Consider the following 12222-nt stretch of genomic DNA (forward strand, 5'->3'; position numbering starts at 1 on the left):
TAGATAAATATCTGCTATGATAAGTCCATTGTTAATAAGACTTACACATAATCATGTTCCCAAGAGCAGCGATTTTTTGCTGGATCCTTTCCGAATGGAGGCTTTATTCTTGAATGCGATCGGAAAAATATTTGGAAAAATGACTTACAAACAATTGATTATTTATACTTTAATAGGACTTTTCATTGCCGGCTCCGTTTTATTTGTGAATCACAATAGTTCTTTCTACAAACGAACGGTAGCCCAGGTTGTAGATACCAAGGTGGAAGATTCGAATCAAGTGAAGGATGTTCATGATAATAAAGATCAGGTATTCAAACAGAGCATCACAGCTGAAATTAAAAATGGGAAAGAAAAAGGTAAAGAAGTGCACTTAACGAATAAGTACTCTTCGTCTGGTGCTTATGATCAAGAATACCGAGTCGGAAATGAATTGTTTATTTCCATTGATAATAAATCAAAGGAAAAAGGGCAGTTAACTGGTTCGATCACAGATGTGAAACGGGACAAGTATGTTCTGCTTGTAGGATGGATTTTTATCTTAACTTTACTGATTGTTGGAAAGAAACGAGGTTTTTTCTCCATGATCAGCTTGGCGGTCAACGTCTCCTTAATCTCCATTGCATTGGACGTTTATGTGAATCACTCAGACACCAGTCTGTTATGGATTTGCAGTATATTGGTAGTTTTATTTACCATCATTTCTTTACTGCTCCTGAATGGTTTCAATGAAATGACCTATGCCGCGATTGCAGCAACACTGCTGGGCATCTTATTATCATTATCTATCACTTATGGCACGATCAAGCTTACGGATGGAAGTGGTTTGAGATATGAAGAGATGCAGTTTCTGACCAGGCCCTATGAAGTGGTGTTTATGGCAGGGCTGTTTATCGGTTCGTTAGGGGCAGTAATGGATGTGGCTATTACCATTGCATCGTCTATTTTTGGCCTCTATGAAAAGAATCGCAACGTAAGCATAAAGGCTCTGAGAAAATCCGGTATGGACATAGGAAAAGACGTTATGGGAACGTTGACCAACATTTTGTTTTTTGTTTACGTAAGCGGTTCTATACCCTCGATGATCTTGTATTTAAAAAATGCTTCAGCTCTAGGGTTTACTCTTTCTATGAACCTTTCCTTGGAATTTGCCCGTGCCCTGGCTGGAGGAATTGGTATCGTATTAACCATTCCAATAGCCGTGTACACTTCTGTATTATTCGTCAATCGAAAGAGGAATAGACTATGAATGTATTATTACTATTGTCCGTCATTTTATTGCTTTTGATGATTAGTATAGGTGGAACGAAGGGCGCGTTGTCTTTTGTTTCTTTGTTTTTTAATTTTGGCGTGCTCATGATCACAGTCTTTTTTATGATGGATTCGGACATGGATCCGATCTTTATCACAATGATTGCCTGCGCCGTCATTAGCTGTATTAACTTGTTCTTCATTAATGAAGTGAATAGGAAAACTGCCACAGCGTTCCTTTCTACGCTTATCACGATCATTGTATTACTATTATTGATTGATATTGTAACGAACATTGCCATGATTCAAGGCTTCAGTGAAGAACAATCAGAGGAGCTTGCTCCTTATTCTCTTTATATCGGTGTGGATTTTGTCAAAATTGGAGCCTCTGTCATTATTATGAGCACTATAGGTGCGATAACAGAAGTAGCGATATCCATTACATCTTCCATGGGAGAAACCTTGAACCACCATCCTTCTATCAGCAGGAAAAATTTATTTCTATCTGGAATGAGGATTGGGAAGGACATTTTGGGGACGGATACTAACACGTTATTCTTTGCTTTTTTTGGCGGCTATTTAGCCCTGCTTATTTGGTTTAAAGATTTGGACTATTCGATTGGAGAAATCGTAAATTCGAAAATCTTCAGTAGTGAGATGATTACTATTTTCTGTGCTGGAATTGGTGTCGCTTTAATTATTCCGGTTACGGCGTGGATCAATGCCTATTTTGCAATTAAGGCAAGGGATAAGCAGCAAAGATCGGAAGTAAGCGAAGAATAGAAAATTTAGAGGAACGAAAATCTGGAAATTGTGGAATAATAATCGGAATGAATAAATAGAAAGGTGCTGATCATATGAAAGCAGTACAAGTAACAGGATATGGAGATGTCGATCAGTTAAAAGTGGTAGAAATCCCGATACCCGAACCTAAAGAACATGAAGTTCTTATTAAAGTCAAAGCTTGCGCCATTAACAACACAGAAATCTGGATGAGAGAAGGAGCCTACGGGACCGGCTCTAAATCCGGATGGAGACCTGAGGGCGTGCAATTTCCTCGTATCCCTGGCTCAGACATCACGGGAGAAATCGTAAAAACAGGGAGAAAAGTAAGTGAGACTATGGTGGGGAAAAATGTAGTGTTATTCCCTTTTACTTCTAGTGGAGAAGAAGGGGTTGAACATATTTCGGAGGATATGTCTTTTATTGGCTCCGAATACGACGGGGGTTATGCGGAATACGTGGCGTGGCCGGCTGAGCTTTGTTTTGATATGCCGCTTGCTGACTATGCCGAAAGTGCTGTGTTTTCAGTGAGCGGGTTAACGGCCTGGCATATGGTTAAGCAGATCGGAGTTAAGCACGGTGAGACGGTGATGGTTACAGGGGCAAATGGTGGTGTTGGATCATTAAATGTCCAAATAGCTTCTAAGGTTTTTGGCGCCAAGGTAATTGCGGTTATCGGTGATTTGGATAGCAAGAAGAAAATGGAGGATTTAGGCGCCGACTATGTTGTCTCCTATAAATCTGATGAACTTGCTGAAACCATTTTAGAGATTAACGGAGGACCGGTTGACTCCGTTTTGGATGTGGTTGGAGATGCTTTGTTTTCCACTTCTCTCCATGTTCTAAAGAAAGGTGGGAAGTTCTGTATATCAGGATCAGCAGGCGGACAGCAAACAAATCTTGATTTTAGAACTCTATATCTTAAGCACATTACGATGTATGGGTCTGTGCTGGGCACTAGAGCTGAGTTTAAAGACATGCTCCAATCGATTTCCGCAGGGAAAATCAAACCGGTTATTGATCAAACGTTCCCACTTGAAAAAGCTAAAGAAGCTCAAAATTACTTTAAAAACAAAGGGAAATTAGGAAAAATTTTATTACTGCCTGAAGGGTAGAACGATCGATTTGTTTTTATGAACCCAGGAGTCAAACTACAGCGAGGAGTTTGACTCCTGGGTTTATTTAAAGAAACGACCTGCATGTAAGTCTTGGCGCGATTTTGAAGTGAATACGGAATCTAATACAAAGTTTTTCTATTCAAATAGGTTTATTTCCATAGTGTGCCGGGAAACAGTGCATATAACCTAATTCCAAGAAAGGATGAGTACTATGGCAAGAAATGCACAGTATCAACCAATTCGAGGAGAAAAGGTGGAGCTGTCTGACGCTCAAGAGGTTCATTATGCTAAAGAGTTTAAACAAGCGGATATCGCAGGTGGATATCGTAAACCTCGCGTCAAAGAAGCAAAAAATGAAAATCCTAATCTGAAAGAGTAAAAGCAGCTGGTTGTCAGCTGCTTTTTTCTATTGAGCTATATTAAGAATAGTATTCTTCCACGAGTGCATCCATGATGCGGTTTGTTCGAAGTGCGGTTTCGCCGGTACTGGGAGAATGACCATTTCCTAACAGTTCTTCTACGATTCTTTCAATTAAGTACTTCTGAATGTGCTTTGGGTGATCAATGGAAAAATGTTCGATACCGGATGCTTTTTCGAGTGTAATCGGCTCGTGATCAAAAGAGGAAAAACGGATTTCTCCTTCTGTGCCTACTATTCGGTTTCGATCTTCATTTTTAAAGGATGAAAAGCTCCACACTCCCGTTCCCATCACACCGCTCTCAAATTGAAAGCTTCCACTTACGATATCTTCTGCTCGGTAAGAATTTTCCTGATTTGCGGCAAATCCTTTTGTATCTGCTATAGGTCCGAGAAGAAAATCCATTAAATCCAGGGTATGGGAAGCTAAATCGTAAAAAAGTCCTCCGCCACTAACTTCCGGCTGAACTCTCCAAGGCCATGCTCCCGTTTCATCTTTAGAAATGGGTCTTTTTAAATGCTGCATGGATACAAATCGGACGTCGCCGATTGAACCATTGTTTAACAGCTCTTTTACTTTAAGAAAACGCGGAAGAGAACGGCGGTAGTAGGCTACAAATAACGGAACCTTTCTGCTCTTGCAGTAATTAATCATCTCCTGGCATTCTTCTGTATTTAAAGCCATTGGTTTTTCTACGTACACAGGCTTTCCGGCATCTGCTGCCATAAGGGTATAAGGTTTATGTGAACTTGGTGGTGTGGCTATGTAGATCGCATTAACTTCCGGGTCCTGGATCAAATCTTCCGCTTTGTCGTACCATTTCGGCACCCCATGTCGCATGGCGTAGTCTTTTGCTAAATCCCCGTTTCTTCTCATGACGGCCGTTAACGAACTGTTATTTACTTGGTTGAAGGCTGGACCGCTTTTGACTTCTGTCACATTGCCGCAGCCGATAATTCCCCAGCTTACCTTTTTCATAGTACCCCGCCTTTTTATTAATGTTTAATGGTGCTCGCTAATTTCATTACGTTTATTATACAATCGATTAGAACGATCACAAAGAATAAGGATGATGACACTATGCAAAAAGAATGCCATACTTGTGGATATCAGCAGGTAGAAGTCGCTGAAAAAGGTTTCACGTTTCCAATGCTGGTCATGTATCCAACTTCCATTCTGGAAACAGAAGAAAGAGTGGGCCCCTATGTATTGAAGGCAGCCAAACATGCGCCCGTGAGTGAAGGGGAACATCCTTTAGCCATCATCTCTCACGGTACCGGTGGAACGCCGTATGTTTATCGAACGTTGGCACGTTATTTGGCACGGTGCGGATTTGTTGTCGGACTGCCTGAGCATCCCTTTAACAACCTTACGGATAACTCTTTGGAAGGCACAGTAGAAAATCTGGAAAACCGTCCGAAGCAGCTTAGCGCTGCTATTGACTGGTTTATGAACAGTGAGGAGTTTGCAAGTCACGTGAGACAAAAAGACGCAGCCATTATCGGTCACTCTATGGGCGCCTACACAGCTCTAGCTGCGGCAGGTGGAAGGCCGGTCTCGCTTCCTCGGGAATCATCAGATGGAAACTCCTGCAACGTAAAGGTCGAACCTGATTCAAGAATTGGGAGGCTTGTTCTGCTGGCGCCGGCATCGGTGTGGTTTAAAGAAAAAGGAGCGCTGGATGAGGTGACCGTTCCCGTTCTTATGCTCACAGGTGAAAAAGACGAGATTACCACATCCTTTCACTCGGATATCATTTTGAATGGTCTTTCTGGTCCGAATCAAATGCAGCATCGAATGATAGAAAATGGCGGTCACTTTTCCTTCTTGTCTCCTTTCCCTGAAAAATTGGTTCGTCCGGATTTTCCTCCTTCCCAGGATCCGCCGGGGTTTGATAGAGCAAGTTTTCACCAGCAACTCAATAAAGAAATTGCAGAGTTTCTCTCTGAGTGACCACTTCATACTTGCATAAGTAACACTTTTACAAGAAAAACTCTTTTAGAATGATGATTTTTGGGTAAGTGTACCTTTTAGCGGATCGAAAACTCTCTACATCATCAACAAAAACGCCTGCAGAGGATAGTTTCTCTGCAGACGTTATACTTTTTACTTCTTAACGGCGCCAGCCGCCGCTTTTACAAGTTCAATTGTCTGATCTACCGTGTCTTTACGGAATTGTTTAAATTGATCAGTGATATAGACGCTTTTGTCTTCAGGATAGTATTCTTGAGCAGCAACGTGCAGGTGGCCGCCTGGAATATCGTATGCGCCTAGTCCGAGTCTGACCCGATTGGAACGGTATTGACTTTCATTTGACATGTAGCTGCCACCTCCTCCAGCACGGGCTTTGGATAATGCGGTCGGCCCGTTGTCATTGCATACGTAAGGTTGATCCTGATATTCAGGTGCGAGCCATTCACATACTTCGTCATTTCGTTTTACCGGCCACGGGCCAGTGCCTGCTTCAATCATGGCTTCAGCTGGCAGGGTAGTCTCGATAAACTCCGGCAGCTTATCCGGCATCGGCCAGTCTGAAACCGTAGGGATTTCTTCTGAACGATCTTCTAAGTTATTGCCTACACCTGTGTGCCAGCGGCCAGCATAACCTTCAATAGACATGACTTTTGGTCCGCCTTGACTGATGGTCATCATCAGGTCAATTTGTTGTTTTCCTTCTTTTAAATATGGACCAAATGTATCTTCCACTATGCCCTCATCAAAGTCATCCCAGCGGACAGGAAAGTTAGCGGCTTGAATAATCGCTGGTCCGCTGTCAGTCATGACTTTCTTCCCATCCAATTGAAGAGCCGCAGCACCAGATGGGTTCGTTCGCCTGTATTCCTGCTCTAATCGGTACGGATCAAATCCACTCACAAGAATTCGCTTCACACCTCTCGCTTTTGGAAAATGAATGGTTGTGATACCTCGCGAAGTATATTCAAGCTCCTTCATCAATTCGTCGCGTTTCTTCTCAGAAAGTTCAAACCCAGGACTCCATTGGCGAAGTGTTTTTGTCATATGTAGTCTCGTCCAATACAGTGGACGGTCATCATACGAATCAAGTGTTCCGAGATCAGAGCGTTTTCCCTGTGCTCGTTTTACTGCGATTTTCCAAAGATGCGTACCGTGTTTTTGAACTGCTTTTTCAGCTTGCTTCGAATTTTTTGCCTGACAGAGCTTTTTCTTAAACCGTTGGGCAAATTTAGTGAAGTCTGCATCTTCCATAATCTGTTGGGGAATAGGGGAACCGTCCTCGATTCGCTGTTCTTCCGGGGTTAATGGAGTATCGGTGTCGTAACAGCTGTTGCTTTTAGCACTTGCCTGTGACGGAGAAGCTGCAACCATACCTATGAGGGCAAGGAAACCTGCTAAAGCTAGACTTGTTATTTTAACATTTTTCATCCTACGTCCTCCTTAGTTTAATTATATTTAGACGAGGTCATTGTAAGAAGAAACAGGGAAATTTTCAAATAGTTTGAATTATTTGAAAAGAAATTGAGAACTTAGTCGTGCGGGAGTAAGAAAAAGGAATGAGGGAAAAGAAGTTGATAAATAAGAAGTAAGGTCTACCCTCCACGGAGTCTTTAAGAACTTTTAAAAATTGGAAACCCCCTATATACTTGACCATATAGTAAAATAGAAGAAAGAAATAGCTTAGACGACCAAAGCCATCTGACGAAATTATTTCTTTTGGAGGAGAGAAGCATGAGAAGGAGTCTGGAGTATAAAGACACTGAACTTGTGGTGAAACTTGGCTTGGTGATCCGTTTATTCGCATTAAAGAAAGAAGTCAGAATTCCGTATCATACGATTAAAAGTACGGTAGTCGATTATTTTAAGCCGCCGGCGTGGACTGTCCGAATGCCTGGCACGTCCATTTCCCCGCTGAATATTTTTGAAGGAACATTTAAATATCAGGATAACTGGTACTTTCTTTCCTATGAACATCAAGTACCGCTGGTCATTATTGAATTGAGCGGCCATCAGTACAGGTTTGTCGTGATTGAACTCGACAAACCCGAGCAGGTCGCAGCGGAAATACGAAGCTGCATTAATTACTCTTATTTATAAATGTGCTCATAGTATAATGGGGAAAGTGACGAAAAAAAGAAGCAGGAACTGCTGTGTGAGAAGTGGTTGCGCTTAGTTTCCCTATGTATATCCACTCTTTGTATAATTCCCCTGTACTACTGTTCAAGATTTCCCGGTTCATCTTTCCGCAAGGGTGGATCCTTTCTTGAACGGGAACTTAGCTGACAATCATTGTTCTTTTACGCAGGAATGTTAAACAAAGCTTTGTAAGCTCGACAGACACATGTTTATCCTTATCTAAGAAAAAAGGATGCTCCCCTATTAGTTTAAAAATTTCCCTCGCTACTTCTTCACTTTGCGGGGGATTTTTTAATGTCTGTGCGATGAGGTTATTGACGTGACTTTCATATTTATCTTAAAAGTATTCCATAGCCAGTTTGTCACCATTTGCCATGTTAATTAGTAACTTCTTGTCATGATTCATAGGAGAGCTCCTTAGGAAAATGGCTTGTATAATAGGGAGTTCCACTTCCTGAAAGAGTTAAACGACAGGAAGCATATTCCAGGAAATGAAACGGCTGTGAAAGTTCCTGATTTTTTAAAAGGTAAAATGAAGCGTCCTATGTTTCACAAGGGTATGTGGCACGATGTGATCTGAATGGATCTATTTCACAAACAGTATCGTTCTTCAAATAAACAAGTCATTTAATAAAATGACTCTTTTTTATGTTTAATTGACAATGAGAATCATTATCACTTATTCTTAAGTTAATAAATATAGAGGAGAGATAAAGATGACTGACATTATCATGCTGTTCGCCAGCATGTCTGGAAATACAGAAGAAATGGCAGAGATTATCAAGCAGGAAGCAGCCGAACAAGGAGCTGCTGTAACGGCCTATCATATTGATTTTGATGAAATATCTATGGAAGAATTACAGAATTATGATGCGATTCTTCTAGGTACATATACGTGGGGAGACGGGGATCTGCCGTATGAAATGGAGGATCTCTATGATGATTTGCAAGAAGTAGATTTAACGGGAAAAATAACGGCGCTCTTTGGCTCATGTGATTCCATGTATCCTGATTACGGTGGTGCTATTCATAAGTTTGGCGACCGGTTTATAGAATGCGGGGCGAACGTAGTTCTCGATTATTTAAAAGTCGATTTAGATCCAGGTGAGGAAGACACAAAAGAGTGTAAAGCTTTTGCCAGGGAATTTGTTAAAAAGCTGGGGGTTTTAAGTGAACTGTAAACCGATTCTGATGTTTAAATTGAAAAGGGAAAGGAAACAGGGGTTGAGAACTATACTTGCAACATTAGGAGGAAATAAAAGTGGCAAACCTTACAGATAAAGTAGTCATCATCACTGGTGCCTCCAGCGGAATTGGCGAAGAAACGGCCAAAGAACTTGCATCAAAGGGCGCCAAGCTAGTATTGGCAGCCCGTCGTGAAGAGCGTTTGCAGGAATTAACAAATGAATTGAACAGCGACGAAAAGCGTGCTGCCTATAAAGTAACTGATGTAACTTCGTATGAAGAAGTGGAGGAGTTGGCGGAATTTGCTCAAGATCAATTCGGCCAAATTGACGCCCTTGTGAATAATGCAGGTCTTATGCCGTTATCACTGCTTAATAAACAGAAAGTCAATGAATGGGATAAAATGATTGATGTGAATATTAAAGGTGTGCTGTATGGAATTTCAGCTGTCCTGCCACACATGAGAGAAAGAAAACAAGGGCATATTATTAACCTTTCGTCCGTGGCAGGTCATGTCGTATTCCCAGGAAGCGCTGTTTATAGTGGCACAAAATTCGCCGTTCGTGCGATTACAGACGGTTTGAGAATGGAAGAGGCAAAAGAAAGCAATATTCGAGCAACGATTATTTCTCCTGGTGCTGTTTCAACTGAACTGACGAGTACGATTACTGATGAAGATATGAAATCAGGGACAGAAGACTTGTATTCAATGGCTATACAGCCTGATAGTATCGCAAGGACGATTCGTTACGCTCTGGAGGAACCTCCGGAAGTTACCATCAATGAAATTGTTGTCCGGCCAACTGAGCAAGATTTATAAAGATAGCTGTCTAAACAAACGCCATCCCAAAGAATTCTTTGGGATGGCGTTAATAATGACCAAGGATCATCGTTTTACAACGGAAACCCAATCGGTTTTCATCGATCTTCTTCACAAGAAAAGACGATCGAGAATGATCTCGACCGTCTAAGTTTGTACTTTATAGCTTAATAAACATCGGCTTTCACAATATTATTTGCTGGAAGGGCACGGGATGCAAGATAAATGTGAAAGCAGTATTCTACAGTAGCAATTACAACGGCTGATATGAGAGCTGCCAGCCAAATAGATTGTTCAGGTGAAAGAATCCAGCTGCCAGCGGCAAGGATAACTACAAAGGTTAATACAAAATCGGCTGCCGTCGCTGCCTGGTTTTTGAATTTTGGAAGCAGTAAATAATCTCCTAAGAAATACGATAATCCTCCAAGAATGACTGTTACGATCAGGACACTCCAGATGGAAACTCCATATCCAAAAGTGAGAACAATAAATAAGGATACCAGCGTCGAAATCCCTTTAATGGTGAGGGCTTTTTTATGCTCCATCATACATCCTCCTTTTGAGGTGAAAAGAATTATTGTACACTCCAATCCGTCAAAAGCCGTCCATAACCGCATCACACTGCATCAATTAAATAAAAAAATTGTTTTTCCTTTTGCCGTGTTACATTAAACGCTTCCCATTCGTTTCCAATTTAAACGTTTTTATCAATAACTTTAACTAATTGTAAAACCTTTGACATCTATTAGGAAATCACCCGGCTTTCTCTATTAAGGAGGTTCGCCATGAAGTAAAGCAATTCTTCACGCAGTTCATCTCGTTGTATTCCGATTTCCAAGACTGCCTGCATGTATCCTAAGCGATTGCCGGTATCGTAGCGTTGCCCCATGGAGCTTCACTACTTCCATGCTTTCATGATGCAACGACTGTTTTAAAGCATCGGTTAACTGGTGTTCGCTGCCAGAACCTTTCTCGAGATTTTTCAGATGCTTGAATATGGAAGGGTTTAAGATATATCTCCCAATAGCGAGGTTGGAGGCCGGCAGAAAGCGTGTTCCTAATCCAGCTACAGGAATGACGACTCTTTTAATGGTCATTTTGAATCGCCCCTTTTATTTTTTTATCGGAAAATACCCACGTGCGGCTCAAACCGAAATTCAAGCCGAGTCCTGAAAGGGTGGCTGTTCCTTTAGCCGCAACTAGATGTAGGTTTAGATAGTCGAGTGTCATTTTTAAAACGATGGATGAGATCAGCAAAGTGATTACATTTACGAGGATAAAACGTAATAATTCTTCCTTCTTCAGTCCGTCTTTTTTTTGAAACGTCCACTTGCGATTCACAAGATAACTATTCAATACACCGCCGCTGTAGGACAAACCCTGCGCCAGCCAGTAAGGAAAATGAACAGCAGTGAGGAGGAAAAAGAGGCTCACATCGATCACTGTGTTCAGTATTCCTGTCAGGCTGAACTTCATGAATTGGGTTCCACTATTTTTTGCTGAGTATTTTGGCATGTTCTTTGTTTTCCTTTATGCCGTAGCTTTCACGTATGACATAAAGCGGCCGGTTTTTTGATTCGTCATAAATTCTCCCGATGTATTCCCCCATGACACCGAGGATCAGCAGCACAAAGCCGCTGAAGACTAATTGGATAACAATCACCGACGACCAGCCGACGACTGTCTGGGAAGTAAACAGCTTTAAGTAAATGACTGCAAGCATATAGATAAACCCTGCCAGAGAAAGGAAGACACCGGCATACGTTGCTAGTTTTAATGGTTTATAGGAAAAGGAGGTAATCCCATCCAAGGAAAGCTTAAGCATTTTCTTTAATGGATACTTCGATTCCCCAAGCAGCCGTTCATCTCGTTCATACTCTACGGAAGTCTGACGGAAACCGACCCAGCTGACGAGACCTCTTACGAACCGGTTTCTTTCATGGAGCTGCTTCATCTGCTCGCACACTTTTCGGTCGATTAATCGGAAATCCCCTGTGTCTAAAGGAATGTCTACTTCCGTCAACGTCCGGAGCGTCCGGTAAAATAAAGAGGCTGTATAACGCTTAAATAAAGATTCTCCTTTCCGTTTTGTCCTCTTCGCATAAACCACCTCATACCCTTGCTTCCACTTTTTTATCATGGTGTGAATTAATTCTGGAGGGTCCTGAAGGTCGGCATCAATAACGATAACGGCATCACCTTTGGCCATATCCATCCCTGCAGTAATGGCAATCTGGTGTCCGAAATTCCGGGCGAAATCGATAATTTTTACTGTTGCATCCTGATCGCCATAGTTTTTGAGGATGGCGAGCGTTTGATCAACGCTGCCATCATTGACAAAAATAAGCTCATACGTTTCACAGGTTTGATCCATGACTTGCTTTAACCGTTTGAAACTGGAATGAATGACTTCTTCCTCATTGTAAACAGGGACAATCACTGAATACCGCACGGCCATCCCCTTCCTTTCTTTCCTATTCATCCTATCGTAGAGCGTAAATGGTTCCATATGCTGTACCCTCCTTTTCGAGTGGCG

Annotated in this window: 14 protein-coding genes; 8 read left to right on the plus strand and 6 right to left on the minus strand. The window is 41.8% G+C overall.

What is annotated here, in order from left to right; genetic code table 11:
- Positions 1 to 139: 139 nt before the first annotated feature.
- From MUN89_RS07735 to MUN89_RS07750, 4 genes are all read left to right on the plus strand, one after another.
- Positions 140 to 1249 carry a YibE/F family protein gene (locus MUN89_RS07735; protein ID WP_244713633.1) on the plus strand — a complete coding sequence of 370 codons (1110 nt, stop codon included), beginning with the start codon at positions 140 to 142 and terminating at the stop codon, positions 1247 to 1249.
- Positions 1246 to 2034, plus strand: a complete 789-nt coding sequence (locus MUN89_RS07740; protein WP_244712688.1) for a YibE/F family protein — start codon at positions 1246 to 1248, stop codon at positions 2032 to 2034. The genes MUN89_RS07735 and MUN89_RS07740 overlap by 4 nt, the downstream gene beginning before the upstream one ends.
- A gap of 74 nt (positions 2035 to 2108) precedes the next feature.
- Entirely contained in the window at positions 2109 to 3149 is a 1041-nt protein-coding gene (locus MUN89_RS07745; protein ID WP_244712689.1) for a zinc-binding dehydrogenase, read from the plus strand.
- 214 nt (positions 3150 to 3363) lie between these two features.
- Entirely contained in the window at positions 3364 to 3531 is a 168-nt protein-coding gene (locus MUN89_RS07750) for a YfhE family protein (protein ID WP_244712690.1), read from the plus strand.
- 40 nt (positions 3532 to 3571) lie between these two features.
- Here MUN89_RS07750 and MUN89_RS07755 read toward each other — a convergent pair whose 3' ends face one another.
- The gene (locus tag MUN89_RS07755; protein WP_244712691.1) at positions 3572 to 4549 is read right to left on the minus strand and encodes a Gfo/Idh/MocA family protein; all 978 of its coding nucleotides are present in this window, start codon (positions 4547 to 4549) and stop codon (positions 3572 to 3574) included.
- Positions 4550 to 4651: 102 nt separating this feature from the next.
- Between MUN89_RS07755 and MUN89_RS07760 the strand changes: the two genes are divergently transcribed.
- On the plus strand, positions 4652 to 5524 hold the full coding sequence (locus tag MUN89_RS07760) for an alpha/beta hydrolase family protein (protein ID WP_244712692.1): 873 nt from the start codon (positions 4652 to 4654) through the stop codon (positions 5522 to 5524).
- A gap of 153 nt (positions 5525 to 5677) precedes the next feature.
- Here MUN89_RS07760 and MUN89_RS07765 read toward each other — a convergent pair whose 3' ends face one another.
- Complete coding sequence (locus MUN89_RS07765; protein ID WP_244712693.1) at positions 5678 to 6973, minus strand: C15 family peptidase; 1296 nt, start codon at positions 6971 to 6973, stop codon at positions 5678 to 5680.
- A 303-nt stretch (positions 6974 to 7276) separates the two neighbouring features.
- On the opposite strand from MUN89_RS07765, the gene MUN89_RS07770 reads away from it, so the two are divergent.
- From MUN89_RS07770 to MUN89_RS07780, 3 genes are all read left to right on the plus strand, one after another.
- Positions 7277 to 7642 (plus strand): hypothetical protein, encoded by a 366-nt coding sequence (locus tag MUN89_RS07770; protein WP_244712694.1) that lies wholly within the window; start codon positions 7277 to 7279, stop codon positions 7640 to 7642.
- A 755-nt stretch (positions 7643 to 8397) separates the two neighbouring features.
- Positions 8398 to 8862 carry a flavodoxin gene (locus MUN89_RS07775; RefSeq protein WP_244712696.1) on the plus strand — a complete coding sequence of 155 codons (465 nt, stop codon included), beginning with the start codon at positions 8398 to 8400 and terminating at the stop codon, positions 8860 to 8862.
- An 80-nt stretch (positions 8863 to 8942) separates the two neighbouring features.
- The gene (locus tag MUN89_RS07780; RefSeq protein WP_244712697.1) at positions 8943 to 9686 is read left to right on the plus strand and encodes an SDR family oxidoreductase; all 744 of its coding nucleotides are present in this window, start codon (positions 8943 to 8945) and stop codon (positions 9684 to 9686) included.
- A gap of 167 nt (positions 9687 to 9853) precedes the next feature.
- Here MUN89_RS07780 and MUN89_RS07785 read toward each other — a convergent pair whose 3' ends face one another.
- From MUN89_RS07785 to MUN89_RS07800, 4 genes are all read right to left on the minus strand, one after another.
- Entirely contained in the window at positions 9854 to 10234 is a 381-nt protein-coding gene (locus tag MUN89_RS07785) for a DUF2512 family protein (protein ID WP_244712699.1), read from the minus strand.
- Between the two features lie 264 nt (positions 10235 to 10498).
- Positions 10499 to 10783, minus strand: coding sequence for a hypothetical protein (locus MUN89_RS07790; protein ID WP_244712701.1), 285 nt, complete (start codon positions 10781 to 10783; stop codon positions 10499 to 10501).
- The gene (locus MUN89_RS07795) at positions 10773 to 11201 is read right to left on the minus strand and encodes a GtrA family protein (protein WP_244712703.1); all 429 of its coding nucleotides are present in this window, start codon (positions 11199 to 11201) and stop codon (positions 10773 to 10775) included. The genes MUN89_RS07790 and MUN89_RS07795 overlap by 11 nt, the downstream gene beginning before the upstream one ends.
- The gene (locus tag MUN89_RS07800; RefSeq protein WP_244712704.1) at positions 11176 to 12195 is read right to left on the minus strand and encodes a glycosyltransferase family 2 protein; all 1020 of its coding nucleotides are present in this window, start codon (positions 12193 to 12195) and stop codon (positions 11176 to 11178) included. The genes MUN89_RS07795 and MUN89_RS07800 overlap by 26 nt, the downstream gene beginning before the upstream one ends.
- Positions 12196 to 12222: the final 27 nt, after the last annotated feature.

Origin of the sequence: Halobacillus salinarum (genome assembly GCF_022919095.1) — a bacterium.
In the GTDB taxonomy this organism is placed as follows: domain Bacteria; phylum Bacillota; class Bacilli; order Bacillales; family Halobacillaceae; genus Halobacillus_B; species Halobacillus_B salinarum.